General features: G+C 44.9%; 26 protein-coding genes and 1 tRNA gene. 24 read left to right on the forward strand and 3 right to left on the reverse strand.

Annotated features, from left to right (window positions below):
• Positions 1-33: 33 nt before the first annotated feature.
• From murA to ICN22_RS01925, 4 genes are read left to right on the forward strand one after another with little or no spacing between them, the layout of a single operon-like run.
• Positions 34-1308 carry a UDP-N-acetylglucosamine 1-carboxyvinyltransferase gene (gene murA, locus ICN22_RS01910; protein ID WP_216168588.1) on the forward strand — a complete coding sequence of 425 codons (1275 nt, stop codon included), beginning with the start codon at positions 34-36 and terminating at the stop codon, positions 1306-1308.
• Positions 1309-1328: 20 nt separating this feature from the next.
• On the forward strand, positions 1329-1955 hold the full coding sequence (hisG, locus tag ICN22_RS01915; protein WP_015420282.1) for an ATP phosphoribosyltransferase: 627 nt from the start codon (positions 1329-1331) through the stop codon (positions 1953-1955).
• 11 nt (positions 1956-1966) lie between these two features.
• Positions 1967-3289: a histidinol dehydrogenase gene (hisD, locus tag ICN22_RS01920; RefSeq protein ID WP_216168589.1), complete on the forward strand. Its 1323-nt coding sequence runs from the start codon at positions 1967-1969 to the stop codon at positions 3287-3289.
• Positions 3290-3296: 7 nt separating this feature from the next.
• On the forward strand, positions 3297-3494 hold the full coding sequence (locus ICN22_RS01925) for a hypothetical protein (protein WP_216168590.1): 198 nt from the start codon (positions 3297-3299) through the stop codon (positions 3492-3494).
• A 20-nt stretch (positions 3495-3514) separates the two neighbouring features.
• Here ICN22_RS01925 and hisC read toward each other — a convergent pair whose 3' ends face one another.
• Positions 3515-4588, reverse strand: a complete 1074-nt coding sequence (hisC, locus tag ICN22_RS01930; RefSeq protein ID WP_216168591.1) for a histidinol-phosphate transaminase — start codon at positions 4586-4588, stop codon at positions 3515-3517.
• A gap of 126 nt (positions 4589-4714) precedes the next feature.
• On the opposite strand from hisC, the gene hisB reads away from it, so the two are divergent.
• The 13 genes from hisB (at position 4715) to tatC (ending at position 11648) form a co-directional block, all read left to right on the forward strand.
• On the forward strand, positions 4715-5302 hold the full coding sequence (gene hisB / locus ICN22_RS01935) for an imidazoleglycerol-phosphate dehydratase HisB (RefSeq protein ID WP_216168592.1): 588 nt from the start codon (positions 4715-4717) through the stop codon (positions 5300-5302).
• A gap of 62 nt (positions 5303-5364) precedes the next feature.
• A complete protein-coding gene (gene hisH, locus ICN22_RS01940) occupies positions 5365-6027 on the forward strand; it encodes an imidazole glycerol phosphate synthase subunit HisH (RefSeq protein ID WP_216168593.1) in 663 nt (220 codons plus the stop codon).
• 20 nt (positions 6028-6047) lie between these two features.
• Positions 6048-6809: a 1-(5-phosphoribosyl)-5-[(5-phosphoribosylamino)methylideneamino]imidazole-4-carboxamide isomerase gene (gene hisA / locus ICN22_RS01945; RefSeq protein ID WP_216168594.1), complete on the forward strand. Its 762-nt coding sequence runs from the start codon at positions 6048-6050 to the stop codon at positions 6807-6809.
• Positions 6810-6820: 11 nt separating this feature from the next.
• Positions 6821-7579 (forward strand): imidazole glycerol phosphate synthase subunit HisF, encoded by a 759-nt coding sequence (gene hisF / locus ICN22_RS01950; RefSeq protein ID WP_216168595.1) that lies wholly within the window; start codon positions 6821-6823, stop codon positions 7577-7579.
• An 80-nt stretch (positions 7580-7659) separates the two neighbouring features.
• Positions 7660-7917: a type II toxin-antitoxin system Phd/YefM family antitoxin gene (locus ICN22_RS01955; protein ID WP_216168596.1), complete on the forward strand. Its 258-nt coding sequence runs from the start codon at positions 7660-7662 to the stop codon at positions 7915-7917.
• A 224-nt stretch (positions 7918-8141) separates the two neighbouring features.
• A complete protein-coding gene (gene hisI / locus ICN22_RS01960; protein ID WP_216168597.1) occupies positions 8142-8537 on the forward strand; it encodes a phosphoribosyl-AMP cyclohydrolase in 396 nt (131 codons plus the stop codon).
• Between the two features lie 85 nt (positions 8538-8622).
• On the forward strand, positions 8623-8886 hold the full coding sequence (locus tag ICN22_RS01965; RefSeq protein WP_439650968.1) for an antitoxin: 264 nt from the start codon (positions 8623-8625) through the stop codon (positions 8884-8886).
• Positions 8886-9281 carry a type II toxin-antitoxin system VapC family toxin gene (locus ICN22_RS01970; protein ID WP_255533789.1) on the forward strand — a complete coding sequence of 132 codons (396 nt, stop codon included), beginning with the start codon at positions 8886-8888 and terminating at the stop codon, positions 9279-9281. The genes ICN22_RS01965 and ICN22_RS01970 overlap by 1 nt, the downstream gene beginning before the upstream one ends.
• An 18-nt stretch (positions 9282-9299) precedes the next feature.
• Entirely contained in the window at positions 9300-9689 is a 390-nt protein-coding gene (locus ICN22_RS01975) for a phosphoribosyl-ATP diphosphatase (protein ID WP_216168598.1), read from the forward strand.
• Positions 9690-9692: 3 nt separating this feature from the next.
• Positions 9693-10049: a histidine triad nucleotide-binding protein gene (locus ICN22_RS01980; RefSeq protein ID WP_216168599.1), complete on the forward strand. Its 357-nt coding sequence runs from the start codon at positions 9693-9695 to the stop codon at positions 10047-10049.
• Between the two features lie 16 nt (positions 10050-10065).
• Positions 10066-10308, forward strand: a complete 243-nt coding sequence (gene tatA / locus ICN22_RS01985) for a Sec-independent protein translocase subunit TatA (protein WP_216168600.1) — start codon at positions 10066-10068, stop codon at positions 10306-10308.
• 28 nt (positions 10309-10336) lie between these two features.
• Positions 10337-10813 (forward strand): Sec-independent protein translocase protein TatB, encoded by a 477-nt coding sequence (tatB, locus tag ICN22_RS01990; RefSeq protein ID WP_216168601.1) that lies wholly within the window; start codon positions 10337-10339, stop codon positions 10811-10813.
• Between the two features lie 37 nt (positions 10814-10850).
• The gene (gene tatC, locus ICN22_RS01995) at positions 10851-11648 is read left to right on the forward strand and encodes a twin-arginine translocase subunit TatC (protein WP_216168602.1); all 798 of its coding nucleotides are present in this window, start codon (positions 10851-10853) and stop codon (positions 11646-11648) included.
• On the opposite strand, the gene ICN22_RS02000 is transcribed toward tatC, so the two are convergent.
• A complete protein-coding gene (locus ICN22_RS02000; RefSeq protein WP_216168603.1) occupies positions 11633-13108 on the reverse strand; it encodes a tetratricopeptide repeat protein in 1476 nt (491 codons plus the stop codon). The two genes, tatC and ICN22_RS02000, sit on opposite strands and share 16 nt — an antisense overlap.
• Positions 13109-13316: 208 nt before the next feature.
• Here ICN22_RS02000 and ICN22_RS02005 point away from each other — a divergent pair, with 208 nt between their 5' ends.
• Positions 13317-14630: a porin gene (locus ICN22_RS02005; protein WP_216168604.1), complete on the forward strand. Its 1314-nt coding sequence runs from the start codon at positions 13317-13319 to the stop codon at positions 14628-14630.
• Between the two features lie 358 nt (positions 14631-14988).
• Here the strand turns inward: ICN22_RS02005 and mscL are convergent, their stop codons facing one another.
• Entirely contained in the window at positions 14989-15411 is a 423-nt protein-coding gene (mscL, locus tag ICN22_RS02010) for a large conductance mechanosensitive channel protein MscL (protein WP_216168605.1), read from the reverse strand.
• Between the two features lie 136 nt (positions 15412-15547).
• Between mscL and petA the strand changes: the two genes are divergently transcribed.
• The 6 genes from petA (at position 15548) to ICN22_RS02040 (ending at position 19580) form a co-directional block, all read left to right on the forward strand.
• Positions 15548-16150 carry a ubiquinol-cytochrome c reductase iron-sulfur subunit gene (petA, locus tag ICN22_RS02015; protein WP_216168606.1) on the forward strand — a complete coding sequence of 201 codons (603 nt, stop codon included), beginning with the start codon at positions 15548-15550 and terminating at the stop codon, positions 16148-16150.
• Between the two features lie 10 nt (positions 16151-16160).
• Positions 16161-17561: a cytochrome b gene (locus tag ICN22_RS02020; RefSeq protein WP_216168607.1), complete on the forward strand. Its 1401-nt coding sequence runs from the start codon at positions 16161-16163 to the stop codon at positions 17559-17561.
• 29 nt (positions 17562-17590) lie between these two features.
• Positions 17591-18364, forward strand: a complete 774-nt coding sequence (locus tag ICN22_RS02025; RefSeq protein WP_216168608.1) for a cytochrome c1 — start codon at positions 17591-17593, stop codon at positions 18362-18364.
• 77 nt (positions 18365-18441) lie between these two features.
• Positions 18442-19053 carry a glutathione S-transferase N-terminal domain-containing protein gene (locus ICN22_RS02030; protein ID WP_216168609.1) on the forward strand — a complete coding sequence of 204 codons (612 nt, stop codon included), beginning with the start codon at positions 18442-18444 and terminating at the stop codon, positions 19051-19053.
• A gap of 31 nt (positions 19054-19084) precedes the next feature.
• Complete coding sequence (locus ICN22_RS02035) at positions 19085-19486, forward strand: ClpXP protease specificity-enhancing factor (protein ID WP_216168610.1); 402 nt, start codon at positions 19085-19087, stop codon at positions 19484-19486.
• 18 nt (positions 19487-19504) lie between these two features.
• Positions 19505-19580 (forward strand) — tRNA-Thr (locus ICN22_RS02040).
• Positions 19581-19607 lie beyond the last annotated feature (27 nt).

A 19607-nucleotide genomic window follows, 5' to 3' on the forward strand; every position in this document is an offset into this window, starting at 1 on the left:
AATACGAAATTAGCTTTTTACTGGAATAGATTCATGGATAAATTACGGATGGTTGGCGGCACCCCTCTGAAGGGTGAGGTTTCGATTGCTGGTGCCAAGAATGCAGCGCTACCAATTCTGTGCGCTTGCTTGCTCACTGATCAGCCTATCACTTTGCGTAATGTTCCTGACTTACAAGATGTGCGGACTATGCTCAAGCTTCTCCAAGAAATTGGTGTGACTTTCACTTTTCCAGATGTGAATGATCGTAATTGCGTTGTACTTAGGGCAGCCAATATTAAGAGCTCTGAAGCAACATATGAGATGGTTAAAACCATGCGTGCCTCTATTCTGGTTTTGGGTCCATTGCTTGCCAGAATGCATAACGCTAAGGTTTCACTGCCAGGTGGCTGCGCGATTGGTGCACGTCCAGTAGATCAGCACATCAAGGGCTTAAAAGCCATGGGTGCCACCATCAAGATTAAGAGTGGTTATATTCAGGCAGAAACTAAATCTGCTACGGGTCGTCTGCAAGGTGCCTCCATCTTGACCGATATGATCACCGTAACTGGTACAGAAAATTTACTGATGGCCGCTACTTTGGCGTCAGGCACAACCATCCTAGAGAATGCAGCGCGCGAGCCTGAAGTAGGCGACTTAGCTGAGTTGCTCGTCAAAATGGGTGCAAAGATTACCGGCATCGGTAGCGATCGCTTAGTGATTGAGGGAGTTGAAAAGCTCCATAGTGCAGAACATGCTGTGATTGCTGATCGGATTGAAGCAGGCACATTCTTATGCGCAGTTGCTGCTACTGGTGGTGAGGTACTGGTGAAGCACTGCCGTCCAGATACATTGGATGCGGTGATGGTCAAACTCAAAGAAGCCGGTTTAGAGATGGAAGTCGGCCCTGATTGGATTAAAGCTTCTATGAAAGGCCGCCCTAAGGCGGTTAGTTTCCGCACCTCTGAATATCCAGCCTTCCCAACCGATATGCAGGCGCAACTTATGGCAGTCAATGCGATTGCAGAGGGCAATGCCACCATTACTGAGACCATCTTTGAAAACCGCTTTATGCACGTTCAAGAGATGAACCGCCTCGGTGCTGATATCGCAATTGAGGGGAATACGGCTATTGCGCAGGGCGTGGAGAAGCTTTCTGGCGCTATCGTCATGGCCACTGATTTACGTGCTTCCGCCAGCCTAGTGATTGCCGGCTTAGCTGCCCAAGGCGAAACCCAGGTGGATCGGATTTATCACTTAGATCGGGGATATGACCGCATGGAGCAAAAGTTGACCCTCTTGGGGGCTAACATTCAGCGGATCAAGTAAGCCTGATGGATAATTAGTCCATGAAGTTAACTTTAGCCCTCTCGAAAGGGCGCATCTTCGAAGAAACCGCCGAGATCTTATCTAAGATCGGTATTCGTCCGCTTGAGGATCCAGAAAAGTCACGCAAACTGATTATTGAAACCTCTAATCCTGACGTGCGCCTAATTATTGTGCGCGCTTCAGATGTGCCGACCTACGTTCAGTTTGGCGGCGCAGACTTTGGTGTTGCAGGTTTAGATGTGTTGATGGAAAACGGAACCGATGGCCTATATGTTCCTTTTGACTTAAATATTGCCAAATGTCGTATGTCTGTTGCTGTGAGAGAAGGCTTTGACTATGCAGCTGCAGTGAAGCAGGGCTCGCGTTTGAAGGTTGCAACAAAGTATGTCAATTGTGCACGCGAGCACTTTGCTAACAAAGGTGTTCACATCGATACGATTCACCTCTATGGCTCGATGGAGCTAGCCCCATTAGTTGGCTTGGCAGATGCGATTGTAGATTTAGTATCTACCGGCAATACCCTGCGCGCTAACGGCTTAGTTGAGGTTGAGCCTATCGCCGATATCAGCGCACGCTTAGTGGTAAATCAAGCGTCTTACAAACGTAAGCGCACACAGTTGCAGCCATTTTTTGAGTTGCTGAAGTAAAGAAAAATCACATGTCAGCAGACGTCAAAGTTAAACGCCTTAATAGTAAAGATGCAGGATTCAAAGAAACTCTGCTATCTAGTCTTTCTTTGCCGATGGCCGATGATGAGGCAATTGATACTGCCGTAGTGAACATTCTGGCTAAACTCAAAAGTGAGGGTGATGCTGCGGTACTTTCCTTTACAAAACAGTTTGATCGTCTCAACGTTTCCAGTGTTGCTGAGTTGGAAATTTCTCAAGAAGAATTAAAAAAAGCTTACGAAGGTTTATCACTTGAGCAAAAAAATGCTCTCGACGTTGCTGCGCAAAGAGTGCGTGCGTATCACGAGAAGCAAAAGATTGAGGCGGGCTGCCATTCTTGGGAATACGAAGAGGCAGACGGCACGCGCTTAGGTCAAAAAGTCACCGCCTTAGATCGCGTTGGCATTTATGTTCCTGGCGGCAAAGCGGCTTATCCATCCTCTGTACTGATGAATGCGATTCCCGCAAAAGTTGCTGGTGTCAAAGAAGTCATCATGGTGGTGCCTACTCCAGATGGTGCTCGCAACCCTTTAGTCTTGGCTGCTGCTTACTTATCCGGTGTTGATCGCGTCTTTACGATTGGTGGTGCGCAAGCTGTTGGCGCTTTAGCTTATGGCACGCAGACTATTCCTGCGGTTGACAAGATTGTTGGTCCAGGCAATGCGTATGTAGCAGCCGCTAAGCGCCGAGTATTTGGTACTGTCGGTATCGACATGATTGCTGGCCCTTCAGAAATTTTAGTACTCTGCGATGGTTCTAGTAACCCCGATTGGATTGCGATGGACTTGTTCTCGCAGGCTGAGCACGATGAGTTGGCACAATCTATTTTGCTTTGCCCAGATGAGAAATTTATTGAACAAGTACAAAATAGTATTCACAAGCTATTACCTGAGATGCCTAGAAAGAAAGTGATTGAAGCATCGCTTACTAATCGCGCTTTATTGATTCAGGTAAAAGATATGAGCGAGGCATGTGAGATTGCCAACGCCATTGCTGCTGAGCATTTAGAGATTTGCGCTGCTGAGCCGCGCAAGTGGGCTGAGTTAATTCGACATGCTGGCGCCATCTTTATGGGTAACTACACCAGCGAATCTTTGGGTGATTATTGCGCAGGACCGAATCACGTCTTACCAACAGCACGCACTGCACGCTTCTCTTCCCCATTGGGTGTGTATGACTTCATTAAGCGCTCAAGCATGATTGAAGTGAGTGAAGCAGGTGCTCAAACGCTAGGCGCTGTGGCAAGTACGCTCGCGCACGGCGAGGGCTTAACAGCTCATGCCCGCGCTGCCGAGATGCGTTTGAATAAGTAAATTATTTATGAATCATCAGTCTGCAATGGGCGCTCCTATGGAATTCAAAACTGCAACTAAATCAGCTCCCCAGTATGAGGCTGATGAGGGATTATTAACTATGATTCAAATATCTCAAATTAAGAGTTTGATCTCAAGTGGTGTCAAGAAAAAATTGGTCAAATCAAGCTTGATAAGGGATAAAAAAGACCCAGCAAGTGCTTGAACAGAATCGCCTCTAGAGATTTAAAGCTGTACCAGAATTTCTTTTAAGGCGCTAATTAATTCATTTGTTTGCTCATCTGTACCGATAGTGATGCGCAGAAATTCTTCAATCCGTGGGGACTTGAAGTGACGCACAATCATTCCACGATCGCGTAAGGCCTGGTACAGTTTTGCACCGGCATGCTTTGGATGTCGTGTAAAAATAAAGTTGGCTGTTGATGGCAAGGTATCAAAGCCCAATGCAGATAATTCAGAAACTAAGCGTTCGCGAGTTTGAACCACTCTTTTACTCGTCGTTTCCAAATGCGCTTGATCTTGTATTGCAGCAATTGCTCCAGCCTGAGCCAAGCGACCTAGTGGATAAGAGTTAAAACTATTTTTTACACACTCAAGACCCTCAATGAGGGCTGGATGTCCCACTGCAAATCCAACGCGAAGTCCTGCTAGGGCGCGAGACTTAGATAAAGTGTGTACAACTAAGAGGTTTTCTGGGCAGGCATTTCCACGAAGCAGGGGAATACAAGACTCAGTGCCGTAATCGACGTAGGCCTCATCGATCACCACCACTGAATCTGTATTTTTGCTTAGAAGGGCTTCAATCTCAGACCGAGGAATAGCTCGACCAGTTGGAGCATTGGGATTAGGAAAAATAACCCCGCCATTAGGGGTTTTGAAGTTCTCTGTCGCAATTTCAAAATGAGGGCCTAGGGCGACAGTTTGATAGTCAATGCCGAATAATTTGCAATAGACTGGGTAGAAGCTATAGGTGATATCCGGAAACTGAATGGGTTTGGATTGCTTGAGAAGACCTAAAAATACGTGGGCCAAGACCTCATCGGAACCATTTCCTAAAAACACCTGTTTTGGGTCTAGACCATGCAAATCGGCAATGGCTTTTTTAAGGGTCACTCCTTCCGGGTCCGGATAGAGCCTTAAATCATCCGTGTTTTGCTGATTTATAGCTGCTAGGGCCAGCGGGGAAGGGCCATAAGGGCTTTCATTCGTGTTGAGCTTTACCAGTCGCTCCATTTGCGGTTGCTCCCCAGGGGTATAAGGGGTCAGGGTCTGAACAACGGGACTCCAAAAGCGGCTCATGAGGGGCTCTAGTTAAAAATCAGCAAAAGTGAATAAACGCTAGCAATCAAAATCAGCATTTATATCTGTATTAGGAATGATATTATGAGGCTTCAATCAACACTTCGCCTCGCGGCGCACTGAAGCATGCGGCAAGCCGACGTTACCCGAAACACTTCTGAAACCAAAATTCAAATTGCCATCAATTTAGATGGCACAGGTAAAGCTGAGCTAGCCTCTGGCGTACCCTTCCTAGACCACATGTTGGATCAAATTGCCCGTCACGGCATGATTGATCTGAAAGTGGTGGCAAATGGCGATACCCATATTGATGATCACCATACCGTTGAGGATGTAGGTATTACCTTGGGCCAAGCATTTGCCAAGGCAGTTGGTGATAAGGCGGGTATTACCCGTTACGGCCATTCCTACGTTCCTTTGGATGAGACCCTTTCTCGCGTAGTAATCGACTTTTCTGGTCGTCCAGGGCTGGAGTTCAACGTGCCATTTACCCGTGCACGCGTGGGTGACTTTGACGTGGACCTCAGTATTGAGTTCTTCCGTGGTTTTGTAAACCATGCCGGAGTGACTCTGCACATCGATAACTTACGTGGCATTAATGCCCATCACCAGATTGAGACTGTTTTCAAGGCCTTTGGTCGTGCCTTACGCATGGCTTTAGAGTTGGATCTACGTGCCTCTGGTGTTGTTCCTTCGACTAAGGGCAGCCTCTAATCTAGAAAATTTCTAGCGTTGAGTTGAAGACTGTCAAAAAACCACAGAACATAGGCTAACAAGTGGCGCAAACCATTGCGATCGTTGACTACGGAATGGGCAACCTGCGTTCCGTCTATCAGGCCTTTCATCATGTGGCACCAGATGCCAATGTTGTGATCGCGCATACTCCCGAAGAAATTATCTCCGCTGAGCGGGTAGTGCTTCCAGGGCAGGGCGCTATGCCAGATTGCATGAAGCACCTAGAAGAGTCGGGTTTATTGGAAGCCTTGCTTGATGCCGCAAAAAATAAGCCTTTATTAGGTGTTTGCGTGGGTGAGCAGATGCTCTTTAATCAAAGCGCTGAAGTGCGGGCGAATCCCAGTTCAGCCTGGACTCATTGCTTGGGATTGATTCCGGGCGAAGTGCGACGTTTTGAGTTGGCCGGTAAATTACAGCCTGATGGTTCTGCTTACAAGGTTCCCCATATGGGCTGGAATCAGGTACGCCAGGATCGACAGCATCCGCTGTGGAATGGCATTCCAGACTTGACCAGTTTCTATTTTGTACACAGTTATTATGTTGTGCCGCAACGTAAAGAAGATATTGCTGGTTCAACAGAATATGGTGATTGGTTTACCTCTGCTGTTGCAAGGGATAATATTTTTGCTACGCAATTTCATCCAGAAAAAAGTGCAGAATACGGACTAAAGCTATACAAAAATTTTGTTTCTTGGCAACCTTAATACTTTTCTAACGTACCGCTATGCTGCTCATTCCCGCGATTGACTTAAAAGATAGCCACTGTGTTCGACTCGAACAAGGTGACATGGATAAAGCCACTGTGTTTTCTGAAGATCCGGGCGCAATGGCTGCGCATTGGATTAGTAAGGGGGCACGACGTTTACATCTGGTTGATTTAAATGGTGCGTTTGCTGGAAAACTCAAAAATGAATCTGCCATTAAATCCATTCTGAAAGCAGTAGGCGATGAGATTCCGGTTCAGTTAGGTGGCGGCATTCGTGATCTCGAAACGATAGAACGCTTATTAGATGACGGTATTAGTACGGTGATTATTGGTACTGCAGCGGTCAAGAGTCCTGGCTTTGTGCAAGATGCTTGCACTGCTTTTCCTGGCCAGATCATGGTTGGCTTAGATGCGCGGGATGGCAAAGTGGCAACCGATGGCTGGAGTAAGATTACGGGTCATGAAGTCATCGACCTTGCAAAGAAATTTGAAGATTACGGTGTCGAAGCCATCATCTATACCGACATTGGTCGCGATGGCATGATGAAGGGTATCAATATGGATGCCACGATTAAATTAGCCCAAGCCATTCGGATTCCGGTAATTGCCAGCGGTGGCTTATCTAATAACCAAGATATTGAAGCCTTGTGTGAAGCTGAAGCTGAAGGCGTAATGGGTGTCATTGCTGGGCGCTCAATTTACGCTGGTGATTTGGACTTAACTGCAGCGCAAAAATATGCTGATGAGTTAACGCTCAAGTTTGCCAAGAAAATTATCTAAAGTGTCGCCCAGTGCTAACTAAAAGAATTATTCCCTGTCTTGATGTCACGGCAGGGCGCGTTGTTAAAGGCGTGAACTTTGTTGGCCTGCGTGATGCGGGGGACCCAGTAGAGATTGCTAAGCGCTACAACACTCAGGGTGCTGATGAACTTACCTTCTTAGACATTACTGCTACTTCTGATGGTCGTGATCTCATATTGCACATCATTGAAGATGTCGCATCTCAAGTATTTATTCCCTTGACTGTTGGTGGTGGTGTACGTGCAGTAGCAGATGTCCGGCGCTTGCTCAATGCGGGTGCTGATAAGGTCAGCATGAATTCCTCCGCAGTAGCGAACCCAGATTTAGTTTCTGATGCGGCGGCGTATTACGGTTCGCAATGTATTGTGGTCGCGATTGATGCTAAGAAGACCGAGGCCGGTAATTGGGAGGTCTTTACCCATGGTGGTAGAACTGCTACTGGTATGGATGTCGTTGCATGGGCTTCTGAAGTCGCTAAACGTGGTGCTGGAGAAATTCTGCTCACGAGTATGAATCGCGACGGTAGCAAAGACGGCTTTGATCTGGAGTTAACTGCTGGAGTGAGTGATGCAGTAAGTGTTCCAGTAATCGCCTCTGGTGGTGTGGGAAATTTGCAGCATTTAGTTGATGGCATTACTAAGGGCCACGCTGATGCAGTACTTGCGGCAAGTATTTTCCATTACGGTGAATACACCGTTGGCCAGGCGAAAGAATATATGGCGAGCCAAGGAATTCCTGTCCGGATTTAACTTACTTAACCATCTTCAAGGCAGGCCTGAATAATCATAAAAATTTCTTCTAATTGGCTAGTCCAATTTAAATAAAGAATATGAAATTAACTCCTATCATCGTTGATACTTTCGAAGCAAAATCTCATTTTGAAGAACTGCTCAGAAGGGTGGGTACCGGTCGGGTAGTTCGGACCACGCAACGCGGCAAGCCAGTTGCAGATTTGATACCAATTTTATCTAATGATATGGATTTACCCACAGTTGCCGCACAAAAAATGCTGTCTTTAATGAAGGGTGTGTCAGCTCAGACTGAGATTGACATCAAGTTCCTCATTCATGCTGGTAGAGACACCTAAATTTTATTATTACGGGGCATGCAACCTTGTTACGCCCTATATTTAGTAGTTAGCAATGTGATATTCAATTCCTTTGGTAAACCTAGACAAGGATCTCATTTCCGCTATGAAAAAGGTGTACGTGTAGCGATTAATGGTCTAGTTTTCGTAATGAGGGGATAACGAAGATTTTCCAATATCGATATCCAGGCTAAAAGACCATTTTTTCTGTCAAAATGAGGCAAATGTCAGATAAAACAATAAATACAAATCCAGAGCAAGCGGCTTTATTGGAGGCTGTTACTTGGAATGAGCAAGGTCTGGTTCCGGTAATCGCTCAGGAAGAAGGCAGCAAAGACGTCTTGATGATGGCTTGGATGAACCGCGATGCACTTTTGGAAACCTTGCGTCTAGGCGAGGCCGTGTACTGGACTCGCTCAAGGCAGAAACTCTGGCACAAGGGTGAAGAATCCGGTCATACCCAAAAAGTAAAAGAAATTCGCCTTGATTGTGATGGAGACACTATTCTTTTAATGGTTGAGCAGAAGGACGGAATTGCTTGTCATACTGGGGAACATAGTTGTTTCTTTCAGGAGTGGGATCCAGTTGGCTCAAATTGGCGAAAAATCAGCAAAATCTGACATAAATCTTTGGTTTTAAAGGTTTCCCTAACACCCCACTATGATTTGAAATGATATATACTTTGATATATACCAGGGGGTTCGAATGATGAGTCAAACGGCAAAAGTCTTTATGAATGGGCGCAGTCAGGCTATTCGCTTGCCTGCCGCTTTTCGTTTTGAGGAAAAAGAGGTATTTATTCGGCGTGACGCCAAAACCGGCGATTTAATTTTGTCTAGAAAGCCGGAAAACTGGGATGGTTTTTTTCTAGCCTTAAAGGGCGGGGGCGTTCCAAAAGACTTTTTGAGTCCCGAAGATCGAAATCAAGGCTCACAAAATCGAGATCCATTTGTAGGAATCGATAAGTAATGAAATATATGCTTGATACTAATACGGTAAGTAGTTTCATAAAAGAAAACCCAAAAGTAAGTAAAAGAATCTCAAGCATGTCTATGGATAAATTATGTTTATCTGTGATTTCTGAAGGTGAGCTTTTATATGGTTTGGCTAAAAACCCCAATGCGCTTAATCTTCACAGAATAGTTCGAGAGTTTTTAAAGCGAGTTGACATACTGGATTGGGGCAGCGATGTAGCTGAGTATTACGGTTCCCTCAGGGCGCAATTGGAGCGCTCAGGAAGTTTAATGGGATCCCTGGATATGCAAATTGCCGCACATGCCGCTCAAGTTGGCGCTGTTCTGGTCACAAATGACAAAGCATTCAAAAGGGTTCATAAATTAAAGGTAGAGGACTGGACGGTATAGTCTCAGTAGAATGCTTCAATGGACAATATTAAAAATTTAGACTCTGCTTTGGCCCATCTGGCCAATGTAGTGGACCAGCGACGTGATGCATTTAAAGCTGGACAGACCGATCCAAAAACCTCATACACTGCTTTGCTCTTTTCCAATGGCGATGACGGTATTTTAAAGAAAATTGGTGAAGAGGCCACCGAGGCGGTAATGGCCGCCAAGGATGCCCGTAATGCCAATCTAGCCCCGGAGCAGCAAAAGCTACTAGTGGGCGAGATGGCAGATCTTTGGTTTCATTGCTTAATTGCACTTTCCCAGTTTGGCTTGCGTCCAGAAGACGTGATTGCTGAGCTAGAGCGCCGTCTCGGTACTTCAGGCATCGAAGAAAAAGCCGCCAGAAAAGCGGCCAATAAGGAGTAATTGATGTCACATGACCCAAATTGCCTGTTTTGTAAGATTTCTCAAGGATTAATCCCATCTCAGAAGGTTTATGAAGATGAAGAAATCTATGCTTTTAAAGATATAAATCCAGCCGCACCTATCCATTTTCTGATCATTCCCAAAAAACATATCCCCATGTTGGAGTCTGCGGAACCGATGGATGCGCCATTGCTAGGTAGAATGATGGAATTAGCACCGCGTCTTGCCAAGGAGCAGGGTTGTCGTCCCGGAAAAGATGGCGGCTTTAGATTGGTAGTGAACAATGGTGCGGATGGTGGGCAAGAGATTTATCACTTGCACTTGCATGTGATGGGCGGACCGCGCCCCTGGAAAAAATAGTCCGAGGAGATTAAAAATGGGTTCATTTAGCATTTGGCATTGGTTGATTGTCTTGGTAATCGTGATGTTGGTATTTGGTACCAAAAAATTGCGCAATATCGGCACTGACTTAGGTGGTGCTGTTAAAGGTTTCAAAGACGGTATGAAACCGCCTGAGGGAACTGAAGAGCCACAAGATAAGGCCAAGGAACAAATTCAGACCGCTGCCGCATCACCAGAGAAAACTGTGGATGTTCAGGCAAAAGACATCAATAAATAATTGTTGATAGAAATAATGCGCAGCTGTAATGATTGATCTCGGAGTTTCAAAGCTTGCACTCATTGCAGTAGTTGCATTGGTAGTGGTCGGCCCAGAGCGCCTTCCTAAGATCGCCCGCATGGTGGGTAATTTATTCGGACGAGCTCAACGCTATATGGCGGATGTCAAAGCCGAAGTTAACCGGCAGATGGATGTCGAGGAGTTCAAGAAGCTTCGTGAAGAGAGTGTCTCCGCTTTTAAAGATGTTGAGAATTCACTGCAATCTACCGTTCAAGAGGCAGGCGCTAATTTAAGCGATCAGGCCGACATCTTTGAAAATAATTTCACAAGAGCGCCTCTTGATGAAAAAGAAGTGCTTAGCAAGTCAATCCGTCAAGGACGCAATAGTTGGGGTGTGAGACGCGCAGCTAGACCAGTTTGGTTTAAGCACTCAACTGGGATGCGCACTCGCGTGCAATCTGGTGCAGCCCGCATGAAGCGCTTTCACCATAGTGCTAATAAGTAATAAAAAATCAAGACTACAAGAATATAAATATCCACGCATGACTGAAAAAAACTCAACAGAAGATTCCGGCTTACAAGAATCCTTCTTGTCTCATTTATTTGAGTTGCGTGATCGCATTATTAAGTCATCGATAGCCATCATTGTGGTTTTTGTTTCCCTAGTGTACTGGGCGCCGGATATTTTTCATTTATTCTCGCAGCCACTATTAAATGCCTTGCCCTCTGGTGGCAAGATGATTGTGACTGATGTCACAGGTTCATTCTTTGTACCGATGAAGGTCACCATGTTGGTGTCTTTCATCATTGCATTGCCCGTAGTGATGTATCAATTATGGGCTTTCATTGCACCGGGTCTGTATCAGCATGAGCGCAAACTGATCGTGCCGCTGGTGGTGAGTAGCTATAGCCTCTTTATATTTGGTATGGCATTTGCCTACTTCTTAGTATTTCCAACTGTATTTGAGTTTATGGCTAGCTACAACGCCCCCTTGGGTGCGGAGATGTCAACGGATATTGATAAGTACCTTGGCTTTGCCATGAATACCTTCCTGGCCTTTGGACTTACTTTTGAAGTACCCGTTGTGGTTGTGGTTTTAGTGCGTATGGGCATGGTCCCCCTAGCAAAGCTCAAAGAGATTCGTCCCTATGTAATCGTTGGTGCTTTTGTTATTTCAGCAATTGTCACGCCGCCTGATGTGCTTTCTCAATTACTGCTGGCAATTCCAATGACTCTGCTTTATGAGCTCGGACTTTTGATTGCCCGATTTTATGTGCCAAAACCATCAGACGATGATGCTGACGCAAGTACAAAGCCAGATACTCAAGCCACAACTTGATCTTGCCCGAAGGTACTAGCAAGCCACTCTGTCACCCGATCAAATCGATAACGTCTTTGTCTTAGATTCCCCTCCAAGTCTGCGTTGCTACTTGCAAACACTTTTCCTGCAGCAAGCAATGAGCGGCGTTGCTGAGTGGTATCAATCTGAATTAATCTAGGTAGTATCTTTGGCAACTCATGGCGAATATCAACAACGACACAATGTTCATGTTGCAGTTGACCGACTTCGCACAGTAACAACTCTGCCTTGCTCAAGTTAAATTGATTGGCAACAATAAGTCGGTGACATAGCAAGGTCCACTCCTCATCTAATTGATGCTCCGCATGATGATTTAAAGCTTTTTCAGCATAAGTGGCCAATTCAAACCAATCATTATTCTTGGGGCTAGAAACATTTTCCAGGACTTTACTGAGCAATTCTTTTGCTTCGGGCACACCTTGTTGGTGAGCTTGCCAAATCCAATAAGAAGCTTGAAGTCCGCGCACCTTCTCTTCCACTTTTTCACGTTTACGCCAGAGGTTCGCGCCTCTTCTGAATTGAGATACCGGATGACCTAAATCTGCTGCGCGATCAAAGCAGCGATCACTTTCACTAGCGTTGTATCCAGAGAACTGTGGGCGACGATAGATTTCACCCAAAGCAAACCAGGCATCTCGATCACCATCTTTTGCAGCAAGCCCTAGCCAGTAAGCTGCTTTCTTAAGAGAGGCATTTGATTTGACGCCACCAGCCTCAATCGAATCTTTCGTATCAGAACCCACTTCATTTAATTGAGCAAGACGTAAACCCAGGGTCAGTTTTGCAATTGTCAGTCCGAGTTCTGCTGCTTGAACTAGTGCACCTTCATCCTTTTTTGAGAGCCAAGCACTCCACAGGGAGGAGAGTGCCTCATCTTTTGGTTGGAGCTTAATCAGAAGCTCTTTAGCTAAATTGGTGAAGGGGGTTTCTGATTCCGCTAGTTGAAGAAGAAATTCTTTCGCAGTTTTTTGTAGAGCGGGGAGGTCAAGATCGCTCTTCTGCTTTGAGAGCCACTTAGTAAGCTCTACATGAAGCACTTTTTTATTTGGATCAAGTAGTAGTTCTGCAAGTTGCCATTGCGCGGCGTAGCTGATATCAATATTCGCTTTAGCTAGCATCCAGAATGATTCCCAGCCAAAAGAAAAGGCTAGTGAATTAAAGGTGAGATCTAGGGGAACTGTTGATATTTGCTTCAAAATTCCCAGCATCTCTGGGGGGTATGTATCTAGCTCAAAAAGTTCAGTAGAACCCGCACTGGAATTACTAACGGCTTGATTTTTACAGGATAAATAGGATTTCTCTAGCCAAATCAATGCATTAGCCGGCTGGATTGGAGCCCTAAAAGACCCCGTTAAATAAGCGGAGGCTAGGTTTTGTTGTGCGGATACGTCACCTAATCGAGCAGATTGTAGGATTTTTAAGAATTCACGGCTTGCCATATGACAATTTTGGCATCTCAAACCCTAAAAAGACAGGAAACAAAGCCCTTGTTGCCCTGATACAACGAAGAAAGCCAAAAAACTGCCTTTCCACAAGCAAAAACAGCCTCTAAATGCCCTTACCCCCAACCTAGGAGGGCAAAACAAGCAAAATTCATATGTCCCAAACTTATTTGGGCATTACTTTCAATTTATGGAGATTTAAAGAATGAAAAAATCGCTATTAGCAGTTGCAGCAATCGGCGCATTTGCGTCAGCAGCTCAAGCTCAGTCATCAGTGACCGTATACGGTATTTTGGATGTTGGTTATATCGGTTCTAACTCAGCACAACAGGCATCTAACACAGCTTTAACACCTAACTACGCAACTAACTCTAGTTACCCTAACGCAACTCTAAAATCGACCAATAGCTTTTTAGGTCAATCCGCAGAACAAACCTCACGTTTGGGCTTTAAGGGCAATGAAGATTTAGGTGGTGGTAAATCAGCATTTTTTACTATTGAAACTGGCCTCACACCTAACAGCACAAACTTCACAGCTGTTAATAACCGTCAGTCTTTCGTCGGTTTGAAACAAAATGGTTTGGGTCAATTTGCTATTGGTACACAGTACACTCCAATCCACGTTGCTATGAGCAAAACTGACGCTGGTGGTCAAAACAATATGATTGGTAGCGTAATCTATACTGGTAACGCTGATTCTGGTACAGCTTTATTTACAACCGCTACTAACGCGGCATCTAGTGCATATCAATCACGTGCATCAAACGCAATTACTTTGGATTCTGAGATTGTTGCTGGATTTCAAGGTCACGCAATGGCAGTTTTGAACAATTCAAACTCTACAACAATTAACACTACAACCGCTGGTTCAACAGCAAACGTTTCATCTGGTGGCAATACAAACACTAATGGTTGGGGCTTGGGTCTCGATTACACATGGAACAAATTGTTTGTAACAGCTAACTACATGGCTTTAAAGCAATTGACTACAGCTACCAACTATACTTCTGGTGGTACTACAACGGCAGTAGCTGGTACAACAAATACTGGTGCATGGGCATTGTGGACAGGCGCGCAAGCTGCAACTAACGTACAAGACAACACAATGTATGCGGCTTTAACATATGATTTTGGTATCCTTAAGGCTTATGCAAACTACATCAATCGTAAAGCTACTGATACAGCTAACACTAGTTACTCTCAGAAGCGTACTGCTCAGGAAATTGGTGTACGTTCATATGTAACTCCAACAGTTGAAGCTTGGGCAACTGCTGGTATGGGTAGTTTTACTCCGTACGGCAACAACCAAGATAGTGCTAAGTTCAATGCATGGCAGTTAGGCTCTAACTATTGGCTCAGCAAGCGTACAAACTTGTATGCTATCTACGGTCAGTTTGCTCAATCAACTGCTACATACAGAGCTCAAACTGCTGCTCAAGTTACAGCTGGTACATCTACCTCAGGTGTATATTCTGCAAATCAAAACAGCTACGCTGTTGGTGTACGTCATACTTTCTAAATTTAAGGCTAGCGTGAGCTAGTATTAAGTCTGGAAATAAGTTGCAAGTTAAAACCCATCGTAGAAATACGGTGGGTTTTTTCTTTAGTGCAGCCTATAAAAGGTATTTTGTAACACCTATCTATCGCGAAACGATAAATCACAAGTTCGGCAGGTTTTTATAACAAAGCCCGTGAATTGACTTGTACTCCTGTCAAACTATTAAAGTGCTTGTTGAAAGCACATAGGGTGCAAGACTCTACGTAAGTCTATGTTGAAGTGGGGGCGGCAGCAAAGCAAGCATCGTTGGCTTAGAATCTATCATCACCAAAATGATAATTTATTATCCGAATACATTTATATTAAATAGTTCAGCGTTTTATTTTTTTAAATTATCCCGAATTTCCCTCAGAAGCAAAATATCTTCTGATACCGAAGACTCAGGCGGCGCGTCTATTAAACGTACTTTATTGACTATTTTGACCATCTGGAAGATGACAAATGCCAATAGGATGAAGTTGATAGAGATGGTGATGAAGTTGCCATAAGCAAAAATAGGTATTCCAGCCTTTTTAAGGGCATCAAAGGTCCTTGGTACTCCCCCTGGAACATTGCCAAGTACTAAGAAGAGGTTCGTGAAGTCAATATGACCCCCCAAAAGGGTGGAAATCACTGGCATGACGATGTCATTTACGAGGGAATCCACAATCTTCCCAAATGCCCCGCCAATGATTACGCCAACCGCTAAATCAATGACATTACCCTTGACCGCAAAGCCCCGAAATTCCTTTAAAACAGCCATAAATACCTTTCATTTCATATGGATTGAGATTAACTCAAAATTAACCCCATAACTTTGATGCACACTCCATTTTTACTTTAAAATCTCACCTTTAAGTATTTTTACCTATAAATGCCCTTTTCGAGGAATTTTGTAAATGAGTAACAAGCCCAGTATGGATAAGGATCGCCGTAAATGGTTGATCGCCACTTCAGCAGTCGGAGGCGTCGGCGCTGCTGCAGCCCTTTACCCCTTTGTTGATAGCTTTGAGCCTTCTGAGCGTGCCAAGGCCGCTGGAGCTGCGGTTGAGATCGATATTTCTGGCATGCAGCCCGATGAGATGCGTATGGTTGAGTGGCGCGGTAAGCCAGTTTGGGTTGTGCGCCGTACTCCTGAGCAAGTTGCCGAGCTTTCCAAGATTGATGCAGAGCTCGCAGATCCTGATTCTTTAAGGGATCCAGCTCAATTTACCCCGCCTTATGCGCAAAATCAATGGCGCTCAATTAAGCCTGAATACATGGTTGTAGTGGGTATTTGCACGCATTTGGGATGCTCGCCTACGCCTAAGTTTGAGGCAGGTACTCAACCTTCCTTACCAAACACATGGCAGGGTGGTTTCCTTTGTCCATGCCATGGGTCTACCTTTGATATGGCAGGCCGTGTATTTAAGAACAAACCAGCTCCAGACAATATGGAAGTGCCGCCACACATGTATTTGAGCGACACCAAAATTCTGGTTGGCGAAGACAAGAAGGCCTAAGGAGAAATAAATGGCATTTCACGAAAAAGAAGTCCCAGCAAACGCATCTGCCGCAGTGAAGATGATGGCTTGGGTTGACTCACGCCTTCCTGTCACTGAAGCCTTTAAGCGTCATATGAGCGAGTATTACGCTCCTAAGAATCTGAATTTCTTCTATATCTTTGGTGCCTTAGCTATTGTGGTTTTGGCCATTCAGATTATTACCGGTATCTTCTTAACCATGAACTACAAACCAGATGCTGCTAAGGCATTTGAGTCTGTTGAATACATCATGCGCGAAGTGCCATTCGGTTGGTTGATCCGCTACATGCACTCGACTGGAGCTTCAATGTTCTTCGTAGTGGTTTACATGCACATGTTCCGCGGATTGATTTACGGTTCTTATCGCAAACCACGTGAACTCATTTGGATCTTCGGATGTGCGATTTTCTTGGCCTTAATGGGTGAGGCGTTCTTTGGTTACTTGCTTCCATGGGGTCAAATGTCCTATTGGGGCGCTCAAGTGATCGTGAACTTATTTTCTGCGATTCCATTGATTGGTCCAGACCTATCCCTATGGTTACGTGGCGACTATGTAGTTGGTGATGCAACTCTCAACCGCTTCTTCGCATTCCACGTGATTGCTATTCCACTCGTCTTAATTGGTTTAGTTGCAGCACACATTCTGGCATTGCATGAAGTAGGCTCAAATAACCCAGATGGAATTGAGATTAAGAATACAGTTAACGAAAAAGGTATTCCTTTAGACGGAATTCCTTTCCATCCTTTTTACAGTGTCCATGACATCATGTATCTTGGTGGCTTCTTGATCATCTTTGCTTCGATTGTTTTCTTTGCGCCAGAGATGGGCGGTTATTTCTTGGAAGCGAACAATTTCATTCCAGCAAACCCGTTTGTCACGCCGACGCATATTGCACCGGTTTGGTATTTCACACCGTTCTATTCAATGTTGCGCGCTACTACTACGAATTTCCTGTTGCCTTTATGGATTTTCTTGGCAGTGATTTTGGGAATGTTTGCTCTGCAGTCTAAGAGCATCAAAGTAAAAGGGGCTTGCGCAATCATTGCACTAGTTTTAGCTGCTAGCTTTTATGCGCTTGATGCCAAGTTTTGGGGTGTTGTAATCATGGGCGGTTCTGTTGTGATCCTGTTCTTTTTGCCATGGTTAGATCATTCTCCAGTGAAGTCGATTCGTTATCGCCCACAATTTCATAAGTACATTTATGGAACCTTTATTCTGACCTTTGTGGTTTTGGGTTACCTGGGTATCGAGCCGCCATCACCTCTGTACGAAAAGATTTCTCAGATTTGCACTATTTATTACCTGGGCTTCTTCTTGGCAATGCCGTTCTGGAGCAAGCTTGGTACATTCAAGCCAGTTCCAACTCGCGTTACTTTTAAGCCCCATTAATTCAGATACCCGAGAAATTAGGAACTAGTATGAAACGAATTTTGCACACTGTGATGGGCGTCTGTCAGGCAACTGCAATGATTGCCGCCCTTGGTTTTGGTTTAACTGCAAATGCAAGTGAGGGCGGTTTCCCGTTGGAGACTGCACCAAATCGCGTTAGTAATAATGCTTCTTTGCAAAATGGCGCTAAGATATTTGTCAACTATTGCTTGAACTGTCACTCAGCTACAAGCGTGCGTTACAACCGCATGCGTGACATTGGTCTGACAGATCAAGAAATTAAAGATAACTTGATTTTGACTGACGCTAAAGTGGGTGATTTGATGACTATTTCAATGTCACCCAAAGATGGCAAAGCTTTCTTTGGCAAGACTCCTCCGGACTTGTCTGTAGAAGCGCGTGCACGTGGTACCGATTGGCTTTATACCTACTTCCGTACTTTCTATAAAGATGATGCTACCCAAACCGGCTGGAATAACTTGGTGTATCCGAACGTGGGTATGCCCCATGTTCTCTGGCAGTTGCAGGGTGAGCGTGCTGCAAAGTTTGAAGAGCGTCCAGACCCACACGACGCAAGCCGTGTAGAGAAAAAATTTGTTAGTTTTGAGCAGCTGACCCCGGGAACAATGAAGCCTCAAGAGTACGACGACAACATCGCTGACTTAGTTGCCTTTCTGTCATGGATGGCTGAACCAGTACAACTTGAGCGCAAGCGTTTGGGTGTGATTGTGTTGATCTTCTTGGCAATCTTCACGCTGGTAGCTTCACGTTTGAATAAGGCTTACTGGAAAGACATTCACTAAGCTAAGTTTTTAAGATTTAAAGTCGCAGTTGTTTGTGCGTTTGTTGTATTGAAGTAGATATTTAAGGAAATAAATTTATGATGGTGTTGTACTCGGGCACTAACTGCCCATTCTCGCAACGCTGCCGTCTGGTGCTTTTTGAAAAAGGTATGGACTTTGAAATCCGTGATGTGGACTTGTTTAACAAGCCAGAAGACATCTCGGTAATGAACCCTTATGGCCAAGTTCCAATCTTGGTTGAGCGCGACTTGATTTTGTATGAGTCAAACATCATTAATGAATATATTGATGAGCGTTTTCCTCATCCACAATTGATGCCGCCTGATCCTGTAGCACGCGCACGCGCACGCCTCTTCCTCTTCAATTTTGAGAAAGAGTTGTTTGTGCATGTGGCTGCATTGGAGAATGAAAAAGGCAAGGCAGCAGATAAGACTCATGAAAAAGCGCGTTTAGCCATTCGTGATCGATTAACTCAGCTCGCTCCCATTTTTGTGAAGAACAAGTACATGCTGGGTGAAGAGTTTTCTATGCTGGATGTAGCAATCGCACCTTTATTGTGGCGTTTGGAGCATTACGGTATTGATCTCTCACGTAATGCAGCTCCTCTCTTGAAGTACGCCGAGCGTATTTTTAGCAGACCTGCTTACATCGAGGCATTGACTCCCTCAGAAAAGGTAATGCGTCGCTAAGCGGCTCATTACTCAGGCTGGAAGAATAAGCATGTCTGATATTCCAAGCAATAAACCCTACCTAATCCGTGCCCTACATCAGTGGTGCACGGATTTTGGTTTTACGCCCTTCATGGCAGTCTTTGTGGACTCTAGTGTTGAAGTGCCTATGGAGTTTGTGAAGAAGGATGAAATTGTTTTAAATCTCTCCTTGGAGGCCTGCCATCAGCTGAATTTAGATAATGATTGGATCAGTTTTCAGGCAAGATTTGGTGGTGTTCCAAGAAAAATCATAGTCCCTGTAAGCCATGTTTTAGCAATCTATGCACGAGAGAATGGCCAGGGAATGTCCTTCCCTTTTGATGCCACTCAGGCCGGGAAACTCGAAGAAGATGCCCCCGAGAATGCTGAAAAGCCAAAAGCCAATAGACCTTCCTTGACGATTGTGAAATAGGTTAAAATATCATCCGTTGCCCCTTTAGCTCATCTGGTAGAGCAACTGATTTGTAATCAGTAGGTGGTCTGTTCGAGTCGGACAAGGGGCACCAAAAACTCCAAAAAGGATTTACAGTATG

It is taken from the genome of Polynucleobacter bastaniensis, from assembly GCF_018882205.1.
GTDB lineage: Bacteria > Pseudomonadota > Gammaproteobacteria > Burkholderiales > Burkholderiaceae > Polynucleobacter > Polynucleobacter bastaniensis.

Bases quoted from the DNA above. Each gene is read 5' to 3' on its own strand.
- murA (WP_216168588.1), top strand. From the start codon at position 34: ATGGATAAATTACGGATGGTTGGCGGCACCCCTCTGAAGGGTGAGGTT.
- hisG (WP_015420282.1), top strand. From the start codon at position 1,329: ATGAAGTTAACTTTAGCCCTCTCGAAAGGGCGCATCTTCGAAGAAACC.
- hisD (WP_216168589.1), top strand. From the start codon at position 1,967: ATGTCAGCAGACGTCAAAGTTAAACGCCTTAATAGTAAAGATGCAGGA.
- ICN22_RS01925 (WP_216168590.1), top strand. From the start codon at position 3,297: ATGAATCATCAGTCTGCAATGGGCGCTCCTATGGAATTCAAAACTGCA.
- hisC (WP_216168591.1), bottom strand. From the start codon at position 4,588: ATGAGCCGCTTTTGGAGTCCCGTTGTTCAGACCCTGACCCCTTATACC.
- hisB (WP_216168592.1), top strand. From the start codon at position 4,715: ATGCGGCAAGCCGACGTTACCCGAAACACTTCTGAAACCAAAATTCAA.
- hisA (WP_216168594.1), top strand. From the start codon at position 6,048: ATGCTGCTCATTCCCGCGATTGACTTAAAAGATAGCCACTGTGTTCGA.
- ICN22_RS01955 (WP_216168596.1), top strand. From the start codon at position 7,660: ATGAAATTAACTCCTATCATCGTTGATACTTTCGAAGCAAAATCTCAT.
- hisI (WP_216168597.1), top strand. From the start codon at position 8,142: ATGTCAGATAAAACAATAAATACAAATCCAGAGCAAGCGGCTTTATTG.
- ICN22_RS01965 (WP_439650968.1), top strand. From the start codon at position 8,623: ATGATGAGTCAAACGGCAAAAGTCTTTATGAATGGGCGCAGTCAGGCT.
- ICN22_RS01970 (WP_255533789.1), top strand. From the start codon at position 8,886: ATGAAATATATGCTTGATACTAATACGGTAAGTAGTTTCATAAAAGAA.
- ICN22_RS01975 (WP_216168598.1), top strand. From the start codon at position 9,300: ATGGACAATATTAAAAATTTAGACTCTGCTTTGGCCCATCTGGCCAAT.
- ICN22_RS01980 (WP_216168599.1), top strand. From the start codon at position 9,693: ATGTCACATGACCCAAATTGCCTGTTTTGTAAGATTTCTCAAGGATTA.
- tatA (WP_216168600.1), top strand. From the start codon at position 10,066: ATGGGTTCATTTAGCATTTGGCATTGGTTGATTGTCTTGGTAATCGTG.
- tatB (WP_216168601.1), top strand. From the start codon at position 10,337: ATGATTGATCTCGGAGTTTCAAAGCTTGCACTCATTGCAGTAGTTGCA.
- tatC (WP_216168602.1), top strand. From the start codon at position 10,851: ATGACTGAAAAAAACTCAACAGAAGATTCCGGCTTACAAGAATCCTTC.
- ICN22_RS02000 (WP_216168603.1), bottom strand. From the start codon at position 13,108: ATGGCAAGCCGTGAATTCTTAAAAATCCTACAATCTGCTCGATTAGGT.
- ICN22_RS02005 (WP_216168604.1), top strand. From the start codon at position 13,317: ATGAAAAAATCGCTATTAGCAGTTGCAGCAATCGGCGCATTTGCGTCA.
- mscL (WP_216168605.1), bottom strand. From the start codon at position 15,411: ATGGCTGTTTTAAAGGAATTTCGGGGCTTTGCGGTCAAGGGTAATGTC.
- petA (WP_216168606.1), top strand. From the start codon at position 15,548: ATGAGTAACAAGCCCAGTATGGATAAGGATCGCCGTAAATGGTTGATC.
- ICN22_RS02020 (WP_216168607.1), top strand. From the start codon at position 16,161: ATGGCATTTCACGAAAAAGAAGTCCCAGCAAACGCATCTGCCGCAGTG.
- ICN22_RS02025 (WP_216168608.1), top strand. From the start codon at position 17,591: ATGAAACGAATTTTGCACACTGTGATGGGCGTCTGTCAGGCAACTGCA.
- ICN22_RS02030 (WP_216168609.1), top strand. From the start codon at position 18,442: ATGATGGTGTTGTACTCGGGCACTAACTGCCCATTCTCGCAACGCTGC.
- ICN22_RS02035 (WP_216168610.1), top strand. From the start codon at position 19,085: ATGTCTGATATTCCAAGCAATAAACCCTACCTAATCCGTGCCCTACAT.